The organism is Halomonas sp. B23F22_20 (genome assembly GCF_043496985.1).
In the GTDB taxonomy this organism is placed as follows: Bacteria; Pseudomonadota; Gammaproteobacteria; order Pseudomonadales; family Halomonadaceae; genus Halomonas.
This window is the reverse complement of sequence record NZ_JBIEKH010000004.1, coordinates 232171-251789: the sequence shown is the minus strand read 5'-3', so window position 1 is coordinate 251789 and position 19619 is coordinate 232171. Positions and strand designations below refer to the sequence as shown.

20 protein-coding genes and 1 riboswitch are annotated in these 19619 nt (G+C 70.1%); of the genes, 13 read left to right on the top strand and 7 right to left on the bottom strand.

The features are described 5' to 3' along the window. Window positions 1–248: 248 nt before the first annotated feature. From ACGTN6_RS04690 to thiE, 13 genes are all read left to right on the top strand, one after another. Window positions 249–593: a DUF6482 family protein gene (locus tag ACGTN6_RS04690; RefSeq protein WP_394590115.1), complete on the top strand. Its 345-nt coding sequence runs from the start codon at window positions 249–251 to the stop codon at window positions 591–593. 132 nt (window positions 594–725) lie between these two features. Beyond that, the gene (locus tag ACGTN6_RS04685; protein WP_394590119.1) at window positions 726–1184 is read left to right on the top strand and encodes a C40 family peptidase; all 459 of its coding nucleotides are present in this window, start codon (window positions 726–728) and stop codon (window positions 1182–1184) included. 173 nt (window positions 1185–1357) lie between these two features. Further along, on the top strand, window positions 1358–1993 hold the full coding sequence (locus tag ACGTN6_RS04680; RefSeq protein WP_183386866.1) for a peroxiredoxin: 636 nt from the start codon (window positions 1358–1360) through the stop codon (window positions 1991–1993). A 180-nt stretch (window positions 1994–2173) separates the two neighbouring features. Next, a complete protein-coding gene (locus tag ACGTN6_RS04675; RefSeq protein ID WP_394590114.1) occupies window positions 2174–2809 on the top strand; it encodes a thermostable hemolysin in 636 nt (211 codons plus the stop codon). After that, window positions 2793–4244, top strand: coding sequence for an AMP-binding protein (locus ACGTN6_RS04670; RefSeq protein ID WP_394590113.1), 1452 nt, complete (start codon window positions 2793–2795; stop codon window positions 4242–4244). The genes ACGTN6_RS04675 and ACGTN6_RS04670 overlap by 17 nt, the downstream gene beginning before the upstream one ends. Further along, window positions 4241–4933, top strand: a complete 693-nt coding sequence (locus ACGTN6_RS04665; protein WP_183386859.1) for a TenA family transcriptional regulator — start codon at window positions 4241–4243, stop codon at window positions 4931–4933. The genes ACGTN6_RS04670 and ACGTN6_RS04665 overlap by 4 nt, the downstream gene beginning before the upstream one ends. Next, a complete protein-coding gene (locus ACGTN6_RS04660; protein ID WP_394590112.1) occupies window positions 4920–5750 on the top strand; it encodes an SDR family oxidoreductase in 831 nt (276 codons plus the stop codon). Before ACGTN6_RS04665 ends, ACGTN6_RS04660 begins: the two co-directional genes overlap by 14 nt. Continuing rightward, window positions 5747–6412, top strand: coding sequence for a tetratricopeptide repeat protein (locus ACGTN6_RS04655; protein ID WP_394590111.1), 666 nt, complete (start codon window positions 5747–5749; stop codon window positions 6410–6412). The genes ACGTN6_RS04660 and ACGTN6_RS04655 overlap by 4 nt, the downstream gene beginning before the upstream one ends. 12 nt (window positions 6413–6424) lie before the next feature. Further along, window positions 6425–7105, top strand: a complete 681-nt coding sequence (locus ACGTN6_RS04650; protein ID WP_394590110.1) for a response regulator — start codon at window positions 6425–6427, stop codon at window positions 7103–7105. Further along, on the top strand, window positions 7102–8475 hold the full coding sequence (locus ACGTN6_RS04645; RefSeq protein WP_394590109.1) for an ATP-binding protein: 1374 nt from the start codon (window positions 7102–7104) through the stop codon (window positions 8473–8475). The genes ACGTN6_RS04650 and ACGTN6_RS04645 overlap by 4 nt, the downstream gene beginning before the upstream one ends. A 109-nt stretch (window positions 8476–8584) precedes the next feature. After that, on the top strand, window positions 8585–8875 hold the full coding sequence (locus ACGTN6_RS04640) for a hypothetical protein (protein ID WP_394590108.1): 291 nt from the start codon (window positions 8585–8587) through the stop codon (window positions 8873–8875). Between the two features lie 210 nt (window positions 8876–9085). After that, window positions 9086–9188, top strand: a riboswitch (TPP riboswitch). A 32-nt stretch (window positions 9189–9220) separates the two neighbouring features. Next, window positions 9221–10039: a hydroxyethylthiazole kinase gene (gene thiM, locus ACGTN6_RS04635; protein ID WP_394590107.1), complete on the top strand. Its 819-nt coding sequence runs from the start codon at window positions 9221–9223 to the stop codon at window positions 10037–10039. Continuing rightward, window positions 10029–10661, top strand: a complete 633-nt coding sequence (thiE, locus tag ACGTN6_RS04630; RefSeq protein WP_394590106.1) for a thiamine phosphate synthase — start codon at window positions 10029–10031, stop codon at window positions 10659–10661. Before thiM ends, thiE begins: the two co-directional genes overlap by 11 nt. Before the next feature lie 90 nt (window positions 10662–10751). On the opposite strand, the gene ACGTN6_RS04625 is transcribed toward thiE, so the two are convergent. The 7 genes from ACGTN6_RS04625 to hglS all read right to left on the bottom strand — a co-directional run bounded on the left by ACGTN6_RS04625 (window position 10752) and on the right by hglS (window position 19567). After that, window positions 10752–11315, bottom strand: coding sequence for a cytochrome b/b6 domain-containing protein (locus tag ACGTN6_RS04625; RefSeq protein ID WP_394590105.1), 564 nt, complete (start codon window positions 11313–11315; stop codon window positions 10752–10754). A 15-nt stretch (window positions 11316–11330) separates the two neighbouring features. Next, entirely contained in the window at window positions 11331–11615 is a 285-nt protein-coding gene (locus ACGTN6_RS04620) for a PepSY domain-containing protein (protein WP_183386852.1), read from the bottom strand. Between the two features lie 102 nt (window positions 11616–11717). Beyond that, window positions 11718–12593, bottom strand: a complete 876-nt coding sequence (locus tag ACGTN6_RS04615; protein ID WP_394590103.1) for a DMT family transporter — start codon at window positions 12591–12593, stop codon at window positions 11718–11720. A gap of 136 nt (window positions 12594–12729) precedes the next feature. Further along, a complete protein-coding gene (locus ACGTN6_RS04610; protein ID WP_394590102.1) occupies window positions 12730–14253 on the bottom strand; it encodes a serine hydrolase in 1524 nt (507 codons plus the stop codon). A 105-nt stretch (window positions 14254–14358) separates the two neighbouring features. After that, window positions 14359–17220 carry an HD domain-containing phosphohydrolase gene (locus ACGTN6_RS04605; protein WP_394590101.1) on the bottom strand — a complete coding sequence of 954 codons (2862 nt, stop codon included), beginning with the start codon at window positions 17218–17220 and terminating at the stop codon, window positions 14359–14361. A gap of 117 nt (window positions 17221–17337) precedes the next feature. Next, window positions 17338–18111, bottom strand: a complete 774-nt coding sequence (locus tag ACGTN6_RS04600; RefSeq protein ID WP_394590099.1) for a TSUP family transporter — start codon at window positions 18109–18111, stop codon at window positions 17338–17340. A gap of 88 nt (window positions 18112–18199) precedes the next feature. Next, on the bottom strand, window positions 18200–19567 hold the full coding sequence (hglS, locus tag ACGTN6_RS04595; RefSeq protein ID WP_394590097.1) for a 2-oxoadipate dioxygenase/decarboxylase HglS: 1368 nt from the start codon (window positions 19565–19567) through the stop codon (window positions 18200–18202). Between the last annotated feature and the right edge of the window lie 52 nt (window positions 19568–19619).

Here is a 19619-nt window from a genome sequence, read left to right as displayed (position 1 = left end):
CCCGAAGCCCGAAGCCCGAAGCCCGAAGCCCGAAGCCCGAAGCCCGAAGCCCGAAGCCCGAAGCCCGAAGCCCGAAGCCCGCAGGACCATTTTCGATACAAGAGCCATACATCACAAGAAAGCACGACAACTCTCCCACGCCTTTCCGGCCCCAGAGCTGCGTGGTTTCCCTTTTCTCATCGCCACTGGCGGGGTTTCCGCCAGAGTTCTACATTTTCTATACACCACCCACCACTCAGGAGCCCGAGATGGCCGCCATCGACCTGTCCCTGGGGGACCACATCACCCTCAAAGAACTCTCCCACGCCCTCTCCCACGGTTTCTCGCCGATCGTCGAGGTGGAGTCCATGGACGGCATCTACACGGTCCGCTTCCACCATGCCAACGGCGTGTCCACCCTCTCCGACAAGCAAGGCAAGACCTGCACCTTTCTAGGCACCGGTGAAATCCGCGACCTGCTGGGCGGCCTGGGGCTGACCCACGGCGTGCTGACCTGGTCGGACCAGTGCGGCGACGAGATGATCGGCGTGCCCGGCCATGCCATGACTCCGGACGAGATGCTGACCCACGGCACGAGAATCGCCTTCCGCTGATATTCACAGGGCTCTGCGGGCCGGCTAGGCTGGGAACGACAAGAGGGAAAACGGACGCCCTGAGAGATGCCCATGCCAGCGACTTCAGCTTCACCCGCCCCGGCGCTCTGCGTCGCGACCCGTCTCGATCGGATGATGACGCTGGTCGTGCTGGCGATGCTGCTGGCACTTGCCGGCTGTGCCGGCCCTGATCTGGCCATGCGCGATGGCGGCGGCCTATCGGTGGACCGGGCGCTGGTCCTCGCCGAGGCGCGCCAGTCGTTGGGCACGCCCTACCGCTTCGGCGGCACGGATGCCAGCGGGCTGGACTGCTCGGGCCTGGTGCAGCGGGTCTACTCGCGGGCGGGCATCTCGGTACCGCGCACCTCGCGCCGACAGTTCGCGCGCCTGCCGCCGATCGACGAGGCACGCCCCGGCGACCTGCTGTTCTTCGACACCGCCGGCGGTGGTGATGCCAGCCACGTGGGCATCTACCTGGGCGACGGCGAGATGATCCACGCGCCCGGGAGCGGGCGCCGGGTCAGCGTGACCTCGCTGTCGCTGGATTACTGGCAGGAGCGCTTCCTGGGTGCCGCCGCCCCGGCACCGTGACGCCCGACACGCATTACGCGCACTTGGCGAGCAGGGCGTCGAACATGGCTTCGGACATTGCCCAACCATATGACCAGGAATTCTTTTCCCGCTCCGCCGGAGCGTGCAATCCTGCTTCATTGACCGCTCGGCATCGTCTGGCGATGCCGACCTTTCGACCCAAGGAGGACACCATGTCACTGCGACTCGGCGATATCGCCCCCGACTTTACCCAGGAAAGCACCGAGGGTCCCATCCACTTCCACGAGTGGGCCGGCGACAGCTGGGTGATCCTGTTCTCCCATCCCAAGGACTTCACCCCGGTGTGCACCACCGAACTCGGCGAGGTCTCGCGGCTCAAGCCGGAGTTCGAAAAGCGCAACACCAAGGTCATCGGGCTGTCGGTGGATCCGCTCGAGGATCACAAGGCCTGGGCCGGCGACATCCAGGAAACCCAGGGCAGCGCCCTGAATTTCCCGCTGCTGGCCGACGCCGACCGCAAGGTCAGCGATCTCTACGACATGATCCATCCCAACGCCAACGACACCCTCACGGTGCGTAGCGTGTTCATCGTCGACCCCAACAAGAAGATCCGCCTGACCCTGACCTATCCGGCCAGCACCGGGCGTCACTTCGACGAGATCCTGCGCGTGCTCGACAGCCTGCAGCTCACCGACTCCCACAAGCTGGCCACCCCGGTGAACTGGCAGCCGGGCGGCGACTGCATCATCGTGCCTGCGGTCAGCAACGAGGAAGCCGCCAAGCTGTTCCCCGAAGGCTGGGACGAGAAGAAACCCTACCTGCGGCTGGTCAAGCAGCCCGGCAAGTAAGCCGGCTCTTCACCCTCGCATGACGCCGGCCTTCGGGCCGGCGTCAGACCATCGCGCCTGAGCCTCCAGCCGCCGGGGCTCGGGGCACCGCCCTCCAACACCGTACTAGACATCGCGAAATTAAGTCTGCGTTAAGTTGCGCGGCCCAAACTGTCGGGGAAACGTCAAGGAGACACCCCGATGTCGTTGACCGTCGCGCACCCTGCCCCCGAACGGCCACTCGAATGGCGCGAAGCCAATCACTGGTCGGAGCGCCGTCGCCTCGAACAGTTGGTGGCCCACTGCTTCGCCGCCGAACACGATGCCCACATCTCCCAGTTCCTGCCGCGCCTGTTCGGCCTCTGGCAAAGCGAGCAGCCGCTGGCCGCGGTGGGCGTGCGACACGCCCACCGGGAACGGCTGTTCCAGGAAGGCTATCTGGACGCCCCCGCCGAGGCCTGCCTGAGCCAGGCCCTTGGCGCACCGGTCGCCCGCGAGCACATCGCCGAGATCGGCAACCTGGTGAGCATTCGCCGCGGCCTGCAGGCACGCCTGTTCCCCTGCCTGATCGACCAGTTGGCCGGCGAGGGGCTGCGCTGGGTGCTGTTCACCGCCATCCCGGCGGTGATCAACGGCATTCGGCGGCTGGGCATCGACCTGCTGCCGCTGCGCCTCGCCGATCCCGCCTGGCTGGGCAAGGAGCGGGAAGCCTGGGGACGCTACTACGACCAGCACCCCTGGGTGATGGCCGGCGACCTGCAGCTGGCCCGCGAGCGACTGCGTACAGCCGGCCTTCTGAGCGCACCGTCGGAGGGTGATCATGTCCGACCGGCTTGAACGCTTCCTTGACCGCCTGGCCACTCACGCCGAACGCGACCCTGCTGCCACGGCACTCGAGGATGGCCAACGCCGCCTGAGCTATGGCGATCTGGCCGACGAGATCGACGCGCGCCGAGCGCGGCTGGCGGCGGTCGGTGCCCGCCGCGTGGGCCTGGCACTGGACAACGGCGTGGAGTGGGCACTGTGGGACCTGGCCATGCTCGCCGATGCCCGGGTGGCGGTGCCGGTCCCAGCCTTCTTCGGCGACGCCCAGCGCCGCCACCTGGTCGAACGGGCCGGCCTCGACGCCTGGATCGGCCCCGGCGGCGAGCCGCTGGGATTCATCGCTACCGAGGCGGTGGACATCGCCATCCGCGCGGTACCGACGCCGCCGGCGCTGCATCCCGGCACCACCCGCATCACCTTCACCTCCGGTACCAGCGCCGCGCCCAAGGGCGTGTGCCTCGACACCGAGGCCGTGCTGGCGGTGGCAATGAGCCTGGCCGAGGCGGTCGCCCCGGTGACCATCGAGCGCCACCTGGCCATGCTGCCCCTGGCCACCCTGCTGGAGAACCTCGGCGGGCTCTATCTGCCGCTGTGGCTCGGCGCCAGCGTGGCCCTGCCCGGTGCCGCCGAGCTCGGCTGGCGGGGGGCCAGCGGCTTCGACGCCGACACCGCGCTAGCCGCCATCGAGCGCTATCGCCCCCACAGCCTGATCCTGGTGCCCCAGCAGCTCCAGGCATTGGTGGACGCCGCGCCTGCCGCGCCAGAGAGTCTGCAGCTGGTGGCAGTGGGCGGCGCGCGGGTCGCCGCGCCGCTGCTCGAGCGAGCCCTGGCCGCCGGCTGGCCGGTGGCGGAGGGCTACGGCCTGTCCGAATGCGCCTCGGTGGTGTGCCTCAACCGCCCCGGGGAAGCCCCCCGCGGCGTGGGCCGGCCGCTACCTCATGCCCGGGTGCGCCTGAGCGACGACGGCGAGGTCGAGGTGAGGGGGGCCACCATGCTCGGCTACCTGGGCGAGCCGCCGGTGACGGGCTGGCATGCCACCGGTGACCTCGGCCACTGGGCGGGCGATGCACTGATGCTGGAGGGCCGTCGCCGCGAGGTCTTCATCACCGCCTATGGGCGCAACGTCGATCCCCAGTGGGTGGAAGGCGTGCTGGCCACACGCCCGGGCATCGCCCAAGCCATGGTCCACGGCGAGGCCATGACCCATAACCGGGCGCTGATCGTGCCCGCCGCCCAAGATCTTTCCGACGAGGCCATCGCCGCCGAGATCGCCGCGGCCAACGCCACCCTGCCCGACTATGCCCGGGTGGGCGAGTGGCGCCGCTGCGCGCCCTTCACCCCCCACAACGACCAGCTGACGGCCAACGGCCGCCTGCGCCGCACGGCCATCCTGGCCGCCTACCGCGACTGGCTGCATCCCCCAAGCCACCAAGGAGTGACCCCATGAGTGCCTATCAACGCTTGCAGGACGCCACCCGCGCCGACCGCGACTGGCTGCTGGCCACCCCCATGCTAACCCGCGCCGTGAACGGCGAGGTCGGCCGGGACGAGTACCTCGCCTTTCTCGGCCAGGCCTATCACCACGTGCGCTTCACGGTGCCGCTGATGATGGCCTGCGGGGCCCGCCTGCCCGATCGGCTGGGCTGGCTGCGCGCCCCGCTGGTGGAGTACATCGAGGAGGAGCACGGCCACGAACAGTGGATCCTCGACGATATCCGCGCCGCCGGCGGCGACCCTGAGGCAGCCGCCGCCGCGTCACCCGACCCGGCCACCGCGCTGATGGTGGCCTACGTGCGCGACCGCATCGAGCACGGCAATCCGGTGGCCTTCTTCGGCATGGTGCAGGTGCTGGAAGGCACCAGCACGGCGCTGGCCACCCGCGCCGCCGAACAGCTGCAGGCGAGCCTCGGGCTGCCCGACGATGCCGTGCGCTACCTGAGTTCGCACGGCGACCTGGATATCGGCCACCTGGCCTTCTTCGAGACACTGATCGACCGCCTCGACGAGGACGACCTGAACGCGGTGATCGAGACCGCGCGCATGGTCTATCGCCTCTATGGCGCCATGTTCCGGGGCGTCACGGCCCGCTGCACGGGGGGCGAAGCCGCCCGGGAGCTCACCGATGCGCTGGTCTGATCCGCACTATCTCATCGAGGGCTGGCCCGGCCAGCGAGTCTTGATCACCGGCGCCAGCGGCGGCATCGGCCGGGCGCTGGTGGACGAACTCGCCGCGGCCGGGGCCCAACTGTTGGTCACCGGGCGTGACGCCGCGACCCTGGAACGCCTGTGCCGACGCCACCCCGGTCAGGTCACGGCCCAGCCCGCCGACCTCACCCGCGCCGAGGATCGCGCCCAGCTGGTGAGGGCCGCCGAACGGTTGGACTGCACCATGCTGATCAACGCCGCTGGCGCCAACCGCGCGGCGCTGTTCGAGGACACCGACGACGCTACCCTCGAGTCGCTGGTGACCACCAACTTGACCGCCACTCTGCAGCTGACTCGCGCCCTGCTGCCCCAACTGCGTCGTGCCGAGCAGGGGCTGGTGATCAATCTGGGCTCGGCCTTCGGCCATATCGGCTATCCCGGCCAGGCCGCCTACTGTGCCACCAAGTTCGCGCTCTACGGCTTTACCCAGGCACTGCGCCGCGAGCTGGCCGACTCCCCGGTCCGGGTGCTCTACGTCGCGCCACGGGCGACCCGTACCGCCATGAACGCGCCGGCCATGGAACAGCTGAACCAGGCGCTGGGCAACGCCATGGACGCCCCGGAGACGGTAGCCGTTCAGGTGCGACGCGCCATCGAGCGGGGCCGCAAGGAGACCCGCCTGGGCGGCGCCGAGCCGATCTTCGCTCGCCTCAACGCGCTGTGTCCGGGGTTGATCGATCGCGCATTGCGCCGCCAGCTACCCACCATCCGCCGCTTCATCGCCCCCGCCAAGGGAGACACGCCATGACGCATCGTCTCGCCACCTTCCGGTTTGCCGCTCTCTCTGTGCTGGCCGCCCTGGCCGCCTGGCCGGCGGCGTCCGCCCTGGCCATGGAGCCCGAGGTCGCCGACGCCCTGTCGGGCCTGCAATCGCGCTGGGCGGAAATTCGCTACGACCTGCCCGAGAACCAGCAGGAAGACGCCTACGCGGCGCTGGCCGAACGCGCCGAGCAGGCCGTCGCGGCCCATCCCGATGCCGCTGAGCTGCACGCCTGGGCGGGTATCGTGCGCTCTACCCAGGCCGGCGCCAGCGGCGGCCTGTCCGCCTTGAACCTGGTCAAGCAGGCGCGCGAGGAGCTGGAGGCCTCGCTGTCGCTGGATCCGCTGGCGCTCGACGGCGCCGCCTACACCAGCCTCGGCGCGCTCTACTATCAGGTGCCCGGCTGGCCGGTGTCCTTCGGCGACGACGAGAAAGCCGAGCGCTACCTGAAACGTGGGCTGGGCGTCTCGCCCGATGGGCTCGACAGTCTCTACTTCTGGGGCGACTATCTGCATGAGCAGGGCCGCGATCAGGAGGCTCGCCAGGCCTTGCGCCATGCCCTCGAAGCGGCGCCTCGCCCAGGCCGTGAGCGCGCCGATGCCGGACGTCGCCAGGAGGTGCAGGCCCTGCTCGAGCAGCTCGATCACTGACAAGGACAGGCCATGCGCATACTGCTGGTGGAGGACGACCCCAGCCTGGCGTCGGGCATTCGCCTGGCGCTGAAACCCGAGCACTACACCGTCGACATCCTCGACGACGGCGTCAGCGCCCTCCATGCCCTGCAGGACGAGGAGCCCTTCGACGCCGTCATCCTCGACCTGGGCCTGCCACGGCTCGACGGCGTCGGCCTGCTCGAACGCCTGCGCCGGGCCGGCAATCGGGTCCCGGTGCTGGTTCTGACCGCCCGCGACGGCATCGAGGAGCGCATCCAGGGCCTGGACGCCGGCGCCGACGACTACCTGACCAAGCCCTTCGAGGTCGCCGAGCTCAAGGCGCGGCTGCGCGCCCTGCTGCGGCGCAGCCAGGGTCACGTCACCAGCGAACTGCGCCACCGCGGCGTGGTGCTCGACCCCGGCAATCGCCTCGTCACCTACCTCGGAGAACCGGTCACGCTGTCGCGCCGGGAATTTACCCTGCTGCAGGAATTCCTCAGCCACCCGGGACACGCCTTCACCCGCGATACCCTGACCCGGCTGGTCTACGGCTGGGACGAGGACGTGGAGAGCAACGCGATCGAAGTCCACGTGCACCATCTTCGTCGCAAGCTGTTTCCCGAGCTGATCCGCACCCTGCGGGGCATCGGCTACATCATGGACAAGGCCGCGACGGACGAGGACACATGAGCTCCATCCGCCGCCGCACCCTGGGCATCGTTCTACTGGTGGTCGCGCTGTGCATGCTGGTGATCGGCGTGACTAGCTACCGTGATGCCACTCACGAGGTCGAAGAACTGTTCGACGCCCGCCTGGCCCAGAACGCTCGCCTGCTGGAGGGGCTGATACGCGCGCCGCTCCCCGAGACGCAGCGCGACGCCCTGCTGGCGAGCCTCGACAGCGCGCTCCAGCGTGCCGAGTCGGGCGACTCGGCCATCGCCGGCCATCGCTACGAGGGCAAGGTGGCCTTCCAGGCCTGGCGCGGCGAGCGACTGCTGCTGCGCTCGGCCAGCGCCCCCTCTGCGCCGTTCACTGAACGCCGCGACGGCTACCAGGACGTGCGGCTGAACGACCGCGAATGGCGGGTCTTCGCCCTGAGCGCTTCGGACGACGACCTACGGGTGCTGGTCGGCGAGCGCGGCGACGTGCGCGGCGGGCTGGTCACCGACATCGCCCAGCGCACCCTGCTGCCGGACCTGCTGGGCCTGCCGGTACTGGCGGCGCTGCTGTGGTGGGCCATCGGCTGGGGGCTGCGCCCGCTGTCACGCATGGCCGCCCAGATCCGCAACCGCGATCCCCACAACCTCCAGCCGCTACCGGAGACCCCGCTGCCCCAGGAGCTGGCCACCATCGCCGGGGCGCTCAACCGGCTGCTGGGGCGGCTGCGCGAGCTGCGCAGCCGCGAGAAACGCTTCATCGCCGACGCCGCCCACGAGCTGCGGACCCCGCTGGCGGTGCTCGACCTGCATGCCCAGAACGCCCTGGCCACCCAGGACCCGGACGACCGCCGCGAGGCCCTGACCCAGCTGCGTGACGGCATGGCCCGCGCCACCCGGCTGGTCGGCCAGCTGCTGACCCTGGCGCGCCTCGAGCCCGAGCAGGAGGAGACCCCCGACCAGGACATCGACCTGCTGCACGAGGTGCGCGAGGCCCTGGCCGAGCTGCTGCCGCTGGCCACCGACCACGGCCAGGAACTGCACCTCGAGGCCGACGAGCGCCGCGACTGGCGGCTGCGCACCGAGCCCGGCGCGATCACCACCCTGGTCCAGAACCTGGTCGGCAACGCCATGCACCACTCGCCGGCCGGCGGACGCATCGACGTGGCTCTCGGCGGCGAGGCCGAGTGGCTGACGCTGCGGGTAGACGACCAGGGGCCGGGCATCCCAGAGCCCCAGCGGCGCCAAGTTCTGGCACGTTTTCACCGTGCCGGGCCGAGCGCCGGCGCCGGCCTCGGATTGTCCATCGTCGACCGTCTGGTACAGCGCCATGGCGGCCGCCTGTCGCTGGAAGAGGCGCCTGGCGGCGGCCTGCGCGTGCGGGTCTGGCTGCCCCGCGCCTGACACCGCGTCGTCATGTCCGACCCTTATCGTCGCTTAAGCCGACTTTAAGCCAACGCCGCTACCATGGCGTTATCGATCGGACAACGACAACCCGGACAGGAGCACCGTCATGCCCGCCATTCCCCCGACCTCCCTCGACGCCGCCCTGAGCCGCCCGCTGTGGCTGGCCCTCGGCGGCGCACTGCTGCTCGCCATCGAATGGCTGATCAGCCCCTGGGACGTGGGCAGCCTGCCGCTGGCGCTGATCGCCCTGGCCGCCGGCGGCGCCTGGCTGCTGCGCTCCCTGAACGCAGAATCCCACCTCGAACCCGAGGAGGAAGGCAACGGCATGACGGCTGATCTCCAGACCGTCTCCCAGGCCTGCCTGCTGAACCTGATCGTGCTCCAGCTGGCCGCCTGAGGGACCGCCCGTTATCTCGTCCTGGCGGGGCCGGCCCGGGGACGTCGCAGAGGGGGTTTTGGCCATGGATGGCCAAAGTAGCGCCCAGGGATGGGGACATAGCGCCCCTCGCGACCTGTACCCGAGACCGCTTTCCATGATCCCGATATGACGGTTGCACAGGTGGCTCCCCGCCGGCTTTACAAGCCCGAGACTAAGGGGGATAGTGAGGCCCGACGACAGGGGCGCCGGCACGGCAGACCGTTCCGGCTGAGAGGCACCCTCATCACCTGACCCGGATAATGCCGGCGGAGGGAGTCGTGCCGGCCCTCCCGGGCCTGCGCCTCCCGTCCGCCAGGAGGCCCGATGCAATCCCTCGATTACGCCTCGCACCTCGCTCGGGTGCGCGCGACCACCCCGCTGATCCACAACATCACCAACCACGTGGCGATGAACACCATGGCCAACGTGCTGCTGGCGCTGGGCGCCTCGCCAGCCATGGTCCATGCCCGCGAGGAGGCCGCCGAGTTCGCCGCTCTGGCCGGCGCCCTGACGCTCAATATCGGCACCCTCTCGCCCCACTGGCTGGACGCCATGGACGACGCCGCCCGCGCCGCCATCGCGGCCGGCACGCCTTGGGTACTCGACCCGGTAGCGGTAGGCGCCACTCGCTTCCGGCGTGAAGCCGGCGCCCGGCTGCTGGCGCTGGGCCCGACCGCGATTCGCGGCAACGCCTCGGAAATCCTCGCGCTGGCCCGGCAGGGCGGAGGCGGGCGTGGCGTGGACAGCACCGATACCGCCGCCAGCGCCGAGCGGGCCGCCGTAACCCTGGCCCGCGACAGCGGCGCGGTGGTGGCGGTCACCGGCGAGGTCGACCTGGTCACCGACGGCCGACGCCTGGCGCGGGTGGCCGGCGGCCATGCGCTGATGCCCCGCGTTACCACCCTGGGCTGCGCGTTGACCGGTGTGGTCGGCGCTTTCCTGGCCGACGCTGAGGATCCCTTCGAAGCCACGGTGGCAGCGCTGGCCGCCTACGCCGCCGCCGGCGAGACCGCTGGCGATACCGCCACCGGCCCGGGCAGCTTTGCCGTGGCCTTCCTCGATGCCCTGTACGCCCTCGACCCCGACACCCTCGCCACCACTCCCACCGGACACGCCCGCCTGGAGCTCACCGATGCGCCTTGATCTCTCCCTCTATCTGGTCACCGACCCCGAACTGTGCGCTGCCCACGGGCTGGAGAACACCGTGCTGGCCGCGGTGCGGGGCGGCGTGAGTGTCGTCCAGTTGCGCGACAAGCACGCCAGCGACGCCGAGCTGGTGCCGCTAGCGCGGCGCCTGAAGACCGGACTGGCCGGCAGCGGCGTGCCGCTGATCATCAACGACCGCCTCGAGGTGGCGCTCGCCAGCAACGCCGACGGCCTGCACATCGGCCAGGACGACGGCGAGGTCGCCGACGCCCGGGCAGCGCTGGGCCCGAACGCCATCCTCGGCCTCTCGGTGCAGACCCACGAGCAGCTGGCGCGGCTCGATGCGGCGCGGCTGGACTACCTGGGATTAGGCCCGGTCTTCGCCACCCCCACCAAGCGCGACCACGCCGCGCCGCTGGGCTTCGACGGCCTGGCCTCGCTCGCCGCCGCCAGCCCGCTGCCCACGGTCGCCATCGGCGGACTCAAGGCCGAGCACGCCGAAGCGGTATATCGAGCCGGCGCCGGCGGCCTGGCAGTAGTCTCGGCGATCTGCGGCACCCCGGACCCGGAGGCCGCGGCCCGGGCTTTTCCCCGCGTCTTTCCCCACGCCTTGTCGTAAAACACGGGCAGCACGCGCCGACCCTGCGCACGAAAACGGCCCCGCACGTCACCGTGCGGGGCCGTAACGGACTTGGAACTGCCGGCCGACTCAGGCAGAAGGCGGGGGCTCTTCGGGCGTCCGTCGATAGCCGTGGATCATGCCGGCGATGAGATTGTCGCGGCGCTTGCGGCTCTCGAGCACGGCGCCGAGCACATGCAGCGGCACTAGCACGGCGATGGCGTTGGCCATGGTCTCGTGCAGCACCTTGACCCAGCCCACGCCCCAGAAGCGCACCGTCTCCTCCATCATGTAGCCGGTCACGCCAAGCCCCAGCATCAGCGCCAGCAGAGTCAGCATCATCAGCGCCCCCAGCGGGGTGTGGGTGATGCGTGCCCGCTCCGACGCCGAGGCAGGAAGGCCGGAGAGGGTCCGCCGCAGCCGCGCCGGTGTCGGCCAGAAGCTCCGCCAGCGCGCCGGCCAGGGGCCGACGAAGCCCCACAGCAAGCGTACGGCGATCAACGCCACCAGGCCGTAGCCGATCCAGTCATGCCAGGCGCTGCCCTCCTCGGTAATCAGGTAGTTGGCCGCGAACCCGGCCACCAGCAGCCAGTGGACCAGGCGCACCAGGGGATCCCAGACCCGCACGCGGGCCCGCTGTGAAGATGTCGTCATGACGGGCTTCCCGGACTAGTCGTCGACTTCCTGCTTGACAATGTCACCGCTGACCGGATCGAAATAGATCTCGACGCGATGCTTCTGGTCGTCCCAGCCGTAGATCTCGTAGCAGCCGCCATCGGTGGTCTGGAAGGTCTTGATCTCGTAGCCCATCTCGTTAATGCGCGCACGCATCTCGTCGGCCGGCAGCCACTCGCTCTGGGGCGCCTCGCTGCAGGTGGGACTGGCCAGTGCCGAGACGGCGCTCAGTGACAGGCCCAGGGCCAGTGCGCCCTTCACGATGATCGTCTTGTTCATGGTGGGGTCTCTCCCGTGACAGTGGATGGCGACGGCGTGTCGCCATCCACGAGTCTGGCCGATTCGGCTTAAGCGCGACTTATCCCGGCCGGCACTGGAGCGTCACAGAGAGGGGCGGCGGTTCAGCGCCACGCGTCGCTCCTGATAGGCGATGGCCAGGCCGCTGACGATGATCAGGCTGCCGCCGGCAAACACCCAGGGGTCCGGCATCTCCCCCCAGAAGCCCCAGCCCAGCAGCACCGCCCACAGCAGGGCCGTGTAGTCGAAGGGCGCGGCGATGGCCGCCGGGGCATAGCGGAAGGCCTGGGTGAGCCCCACCATGGCGCCGACCCCGAGCACCCCGCCGGCCAGGAACCCGATCCAGTGCAGCGGAGCCGGCGTCTGCCATACCGAGGGCAGGGTCAGGGCCGCGCACAGGCACGGCACCAGGGTGGTGTAGAAGACCATCGCCCAGAGATGCTCGCCCTCGCCGTAGCGACGCGCCGTGACCATGGTCAGGGCATAGAACAGCGCCGCGGCGACCACCACCAGCATGGCAGGCTGGAAGCCGGCGGCTCCCGGGCGCACCACCACCAGCACGCCGACGAAGCCGAGCAGCGTGGCCAACCAGGTCGGTCGGTCGACCCGCTCGCCAAGCAGCGGCACCGACAGCAGCGTCACGAACAACGGGGCGGCGAAGGCGATCGCCGTGGCGGTGGCCAGCGGCAGCAGCACCAGGCCCCACATGAAGGTGATCATGGTGGCGGTGAAGATCAGGCCGCGCAGCAGGTGTACGCCCGGGCGCCGCGTGCCCAGGGTACGCAGGCCGCCGTTGAAGCGAGCGATCAGCACGATCAGCGGCAGCGAGACCAGGGTGCGGAAGAAGATGATCTGCAGCGGCGAGTGGACCTCACCCAGCCACTTGGTGACGGCATCGCCCAGGGCCAGGCACAACACGCCGCCGCACATGAACAGGATGCCCTTGAGGGAAGGTGCCATGCGATGCCTCCTTGCACGCCCGCTGATGGAAGACGAAACCACCCCGCCGGCGAACCGGCGGGGTGGATCATCCTAAGCTAAGCGGTTTGCCCGGTAACGGCAACCCCGGCGCGAGACGACGGCCGGGGCCCGTCCGTCAGAGGGACGCCTGGACCACCATGCAGTCCATGCCCTGAGCCTGGAGGCGCCGGCAGGCCTGGCGGGCCTGGCCCTCGTGCAGGTCCACCAGCCGTGCCCGATAGACGCCGGCACCTTCGACACGCGGTACCGCGACCCGGGCATCGGCCAGCTCGGTGGCCAGGCGGGCGGCGGCGCGATCGGCGAGACGGCGCGCGTGCTCGGCGTCGCTGAAGGCACCGACCTGCACGCCCCAGTCACCAACGGCCGCTTCGTTCTGCTCGATCACCGGACGCAGGGGATCGTCGCGCCCCACGCCCGAGTCGCCGGCAGCCCCGGGCGTCGCTGCCGCCGCTACGATCGCCTCATCCGGCGAGGGTACGGCGGCGTCCCGAACCATCGCTGCCGGCGTGCTCGGAGGCTCGCTCACCACAGGCCCCGGCGCCGAGGCAACAGATGAGGCAACCTGCGGAGCCGACTCGCTCACCACCGGCCCAGGCACGGAAGCGACAGAGGGGGCGACCTGCGGCGTCGGCTCGCTTACCGCGGGCGCCGAAGAGGCGTTGCGGGTCGTGGCAGCCTGCGGGGTCGGCGCCGGCATGCTGGTCTCGAGGCTCGCCAGCATCTGCCCGCTGGGCGGCGGCATCGAGCGGGCCGGCAGCGGCATCAGACGTTCGCTGGAGATCGATGTGCGGGCTAGCCAGTTGTGGCCGTCGGCCAAGGCGGCCCGCGCGAAGCCGCGATCCAGCAGGTCGGCCATGTGCTCGTCACGCGACGCCGCGGTAAAGCCGCCCATCACCACCGAGAGCATGCGCCGACCGGCGTGGACCGCCGAGGTGGCCACGTTGAAGCCGGAGGCGCGGATGAAGCCGGTCTTGAGGCCGTCGGCGCCGGGATAGTTGGCCAGCAGGCGATTGTGGCCACTGTAGCGGTTGCCGCGCCAGGTGAAGCGCTGCAGCGAGAAATAGTGGTAATACTGGGGGAAATCGAGCATCAGCCGCCGGGCCAGCACCGCCATGTCGCGAGCGGTGGTGACCTGGGCATCGTCGGGCAGGCCGGAAGCGTTGCGGAAGGTGGTGTTGCGCATGCCCAGCTCCCGGGCCCGCTGGGTCATCAACTGCCCGAAGCGCCGCTCGTTGCCGCCCAGCGCCTCGGCCACGACCACCGCCACGTCGTTGGCCGACTTCACGATCAGCGATTCGATCGCCGTCTCCACGGGAAGGGTATCGCCGGGCTTCAGGTAGAGCTTGGTGGCCGGCATGGCCGCGGCGGCCGCCGAGACCGGCAGCGGCTGCCCCAGGCTCAGGCTGCGTTCCTCCAGGGCCTCGAACAGCATGTAAAGGGTCATCATCTTGGTCAGCGAGGCCGGGTAGCGAGGCGCATCGGCATTCTCGGCGTACAGGATCTCGTGGGTGTCGGCGTCGATGACGATACCCGCATAGCGGGGATTGTCGGCCTGGGCGCTGGTCGTCAGCAGCAGGGCGACCAGGACGAGACTGGCGAGAACGAAGGGTCGCCAGCCTGGGACCGGAGTGGGCAGCATCGGTATTCCCCTGAAAAATGACTCTCTACATGAGTGCATTATGACCGAGGGACCCGCCCTGTACAGGGGGAATACGCGCCTTGAGGGCATTTCCACTTTTCGAGGTCAACGACCGGCGATGGTCTTGAGTGCCGCGACATCCACCGCATCGACCTGCTCCGGCGCCAGGAAACGGGTCGCGTACTCGCGCCACACGCCGCTGTCGAGCAGCAGCGCGAACACGTCAGGGTCCAGGTGGCCGTCGCGGGCCATGCCGGCCAGGATCGTCAACGAGCGCGACAGCGTCATGCCCGGCTTGTAGGGGCGATCGGCGGCGGTCAGCGCCTCGAAGACATCGGCCACCGCCATGATGCGTTCTTCCAGGCTGGCATCGGCGAGCCTCAGCCGGCGCGGATAGCCCCGGCCATCCATCCGCTCGTGGTGGTTGCCGGCGATCGCCGGCACCCGACGCAGGTGCGCCGGCCAGGGCAGCGATTCGAGCATGATGATGGTCTGGACGATGTGCTCCTGGATGCGGAAGCGCTCCACGTCGTTGAGGGTGCCGCGCGCCACCCTCAGGTTGTAGAGCTCGCCCTGGTTCCCGGCCACCGCCGGCGGTCGCATGGCGAAGCCCCAACGATTGGCAGGGTCCTCGGGGGCCACCGGCGGCGGCGACGTGGCCCAGTCGATGCGATGGCGCGGCCGGTCGGCCAGCAGCGGCTCCTCGGCGGGAAGCTCGACCACGGGCTCCCGGGCCAGGCGCTCGGCTTCGTCCTCGGAGAGGCCAAGCCGATCATCGAAGTGGCGCCTCCAGCGCCATTCAGCGATCTCCTCCAGCCGCCTCGACCGGGTCTCGTCGCCGCGCTCGCTTCCCACATTGAGCTCGGCGACGAGTTGCCAAGCCTCCTGCAGTTCGGTTCGTCGGCGCTCGCGCTCCTGCGCCAAGGCCGCCTCGTCACCGCCCTCGGCACGGCCCCGCCAGTAGGCGATATCGGCGTCGCGCCACAGCACTTCGAAGCGGGTGCGGATCTCGTGGATGCGGTTGTAGCGCGTCTCCAGTCGGGTGGCCTTCTCCATGACCTCGTCCGGGGTCGTCAGCTTGCCGCAATCATGCAGCCAGGCCGCCAGATGGAAGGCGGTACGTCGATTGTCATCCACCACCTCCAGCGCAAAGGGGCCGCTGGTCATGCGATGTGCTCCTTCCAGCAGCATCTCGGCCAGCTGCGGCACCCGGGAGCAATGCCCGCCGGTGTGCGGCGACTTGGCATCCGTGGCTCCGGCAATCAGCTCGACGATGGCGTCCAGCAGGCGCTGCTCGCCCTCCAGCAGCCGGCGCGTCTCGATCGCCACCGCGGCCGCGCCGGAGATTTCCTCGACGAAGCGTCGCCAGGGCCGGTCCTCGCCCGGCCCGGCCTCGCGCAGCGCCAGCAGCAGCAGGCCCAGGCGATGGCCGCGGCGGTTGCACAGCGGCTGCACCAGATAACCCCTTACCTCCAGCTTGCGGCTCAGGGTCGCCAGGCCGTCCTCGCCGGGTGCCGTCAGGGTCAGGCGCGGCGGCAGCGGCTCGCCGATCTCGCCCTGGCCCTTCTCGGCCAGGCAGGAAAAGCGCGTGGCATCGGCCTCGTCCTCGAGATAGATGGCGCCGTGGCGGCTGTCGGTGATGCTCAGCAGGTCCTCGAGGATGCCGGTGAGCATCGTCTCCAGGCGCGCTTCACTGCTCAGCGTCCGAGTCATGCGCTGGAAGTCGGAGATGCTGCCGGCCATGCCCTCCAGGGCACGGCTCAGCTGCTGCACCTCGCGCACCGGGGAACGCACCCCACGACAGGCCGAGAAGTCGAAGGCGGCCAGGGCCCTGACCTGTTCGGCCAGGGCGTACAGCGGCTGGCCGAGGCGATGGCCGACCCACACGCCCAGCGGCAGCAGCGCCAGCACCAGCAGCCCGGCCACCAGGGAGCGCTGCCAGAGCAACTGACGCGTGCCCGACAGCAGCTCGGCTTCCGGCACCGCCACCAGCAGGTGGGACGGCGCCACACCGGGGATCTGGAACGGCAGCCGCATGCCGAACCAGGCCTCGTCGTCCACCCGGAAGCGCGTCGTTTCCCCGGCCTTGGCGATAGCCCCCAGCCGGCTCAGCACCGGGTCGCCCAGCTCGGCCAGGGTCGCCAGCCGCAGGCCCTCGGGGCTCGCCACGAGCAGCCGTTCGACGTCGGGATAGGCCAGTAGTTGGCCATCCCGCCCGACCACGGCCAGCCGCGTGCCCGCCGTCAGCCCCAGCGAAGCCATCTCGTCGCCCAGGTCGACCAGCGAGGCATCAATGCCCACCACGGCGTCACCATCGCGGCTGCGCCGGGAGAGGGTCACGCCGATCTCCCGGGTGGTGAAGAACGCATAGGGCTCGGTGAGCCGCTCGCTCGACGCCGCCATGGCCTCCTGGTACCAGGGCCGAGTGCGCGGATCGAAGGCGATCTCCGGCATGGCGCGCCGTCCGAGCAGCACCAGGTCGCGGTCGTAGACCCGCCACTCCATGAGGGGCGATGCCTCCCCCGGATCGCGAGACACGACCTGCACCAGGAAATGCGCCCGCCCGACCCGGGCCAGAGGCGGCAGCCGCGCCTCGGGCATCCCCGACAGGCGGCGCAGCTGCAGGAAATCCCCGTCGTCGTAGCCGATGTAGACGGCGCTGGCCACCTCATGGGCATCTAGGGCAGCGACCAGCAGCGGCAGGTTCTCCAGGCGGCCGGCGAGCCGTCGCTCGGCCGCCAGGTCGTCCTGGGCCAGCAGGCGCACCACCACTCGGGCCGGGTCGAGCAGTCGCCGGGCCCGCTCCTCGGTGGTCAAGGCGAGCTGACGCCCGGTGTCATGCACGGCGCTGACCAGCAGTTGATCCGCCCCACGGGCGCCGTGCCACAGCAACACGCCCGCCACGACCAGCATCAGCCCGACGATCGACAAGGCGGTCAACGACTGGAGGGACAGCGAGCGGCGCATGGGCGACCTCCACGGCAACCGGGAAGCGTATCGGCAGTCCATGGCCGACGATGCCTCTCAGCATATGCCAAGCCGCCGCCGAACGACGCCTGAGACGCTCCTAGCCGTTACGACTGATCAGCCGCTCCACAACCGTGCCATCCCCAGCCAGGCGAGACGCAGCGACAGCAGGGTCAGTACCAGTCGACACAGGTGATCGAAGCGGCGATCGGAGAGCCGGCGCAGCAGGCGCAGGCCCAGCCAGGTGCCGAGGAACCCGGCCCCGACCATGGCCAGGATCAGCCCCAGCCACTCATGGAACACGAACCCGGCCGCGCCAAACACGAAGGCCTTGGTAAGGTGCTGGGCCACCATGCAGGCGGCGAAGGTCGCCACCTTGGCCAGGCGCCCTTCCTGGCGCTGCTTGATGAAGGCGGCCACCATCGGGCCGCTGGCCCCGACCAGGCTCGACAGCAGGGTGGTAATCGCGCCGACGACCAGGATGCCGCCCCCGCCCAGGATGCGGCCGGACAGTCCCGGCCCCCACAGCGTGAAGAGCACGAAGGCGGCGATGCACAGCTCCAGCACGCCGGCGGGCAGCCGGATCAGCAGCCAGGCGGCGGCCAGCGCTCCCAGCGCCACGCCAGGCAGGAAGGCCAGCAGGGTGGCTCGGTCGACATGGCGCCAGGTCATGGCCGTGCGCCCGACGTTGGAGCCCAGCTGCACCATGCCGTGCACCGGGATCAGCGCCGCTGCCGGCATCACCTGGGCCAGCGCCATGATCATCAACACCCCACCGCCGGCGCCCAAGGCCGCGGTGAAGCCCGACGTCAGTATCGAGAGCAGGATCAGCAGCAGGTCGAGGCCGCCTGACAGCGGCGACAGCGCATCGAAAGCGGAAAGGAGCGACATCGGGGGTCCCCGTCCATGGGCGGAGCCCCATCATAGCCGAGCGACGCCGCGGCCGGCCAAGGCGCCGCCGCGGCCAGTGGGTCTGCGCTCAGCCGGCCAGGGCCTCGCGCACCGCGGCCAGCGAGGTACGCTCCCGCTCGGCGTAGAGGGACAGCTCGTCGGTGACCGACGCGCCCAGCGCCGCCTCGAAGGCCTCGCGGTTGGCGTTGCCGGCATAGGCCTCGCCGCCGCCGTCGCCCAGGTTCGACTGGAAGATGCCCGCCGCACTCACCGGCAGGAAGTCCTCGTAGGTGATCGGCCGGGCAACCACCAGGCCGCGCTCGATCAGCGCCTCGGGGTCAGGGGTGTCGACCGGACCGGAGGCTCGTCCGGCGTCGGTAAGCCGGTACTCGAAGAACGCCAGGCCGCGGCGGCGCAGCGTGGCCTCATCGTCGGGGAAATCGGCGAAGGCCTCGACCAGCACCCGCTGATGCTCTTCGTTGGCCAGCCCGGCGGTACGCTCGCGGGAAGCGGCGAGCAGGCGATCGTAGAGCGCCCGCCCCTCGGCGGTCAGCGCCACGCCGCGCTGCTCGATCTCGCCGAAGCGCGCGGTGTGGGTGCCCTGGCGATCGCCGGCAAAGCGAATCGATTCCTCCAGCGCCTTGAAGCTGGTCTGGCGCAGCAGGATCGGGCAGTCGCGACGCGGCGGGCCCTCGATCACCGCCTTGGGATTCATGCCGGCGGCCGGCATGCGCCGCTGGACCTCGTCGATATCCAGGGTGCGCGGCGTCAGGTGATTGATGTGCGGCCCGCGGAAGCACACCACGTCGGCGATCAGCCGGTGCTCGGCGTGCAGCGCCTCATAGGTGTCCAGGTCCACGGTGGCGTCGCGGTGCCAGCGGAAGGTCTCCAGCGCCTCGGCCACGAAGCGCTCGGCTTGCTCCTCGGTCAGCCCGCCCTGGTGCTCACAGAGCTCGATCAGCTCCCGGGCGCCGGGGGTGAAGATGTCGCGCTGAGCCAGGATCACCGCGGCCCGCTCGCGCAGCGCCTCGTTCTCGATCAGCTCCAGGCGCAGCAGTGAGGTGAAGACGCGGAAGGGGTTGCGGGCCAGGGCCGCGTCGTCGACCGGGCGAAAGGCGGTAGAATGCACCGGCACCCCGGCCTCGGCGAGATCGTAGTACCCCACCGGATACATGCCCATCACCGCGAACAGCCGACGCAGCATGGCCAGCTCCTCGGCGCTGCCCACGCGGATGGCACCGTGACGCTCGACGCCGAGGCGATTCAGCTCGTCGTGGGCCTCCAGGCGCTCGGCCAGTTCAGCATCGCGCGCCAGGGTCTCGCGGTTTACCTCGTCGACCAGCGCCAGCAGGGTCTCGTACTGGGGCACCTCGGCCTGGTACATGGCCGACATGGCCTGGGAGAAACGGTCGCGGATCGCGTCGGTGGAGACGATGTCCGTGGCGGTGGCGGTCATGAGGAGTCCTCGGGTGGCGTTGACGGTCGCTTTCCATCTAAGCAGAACGGGA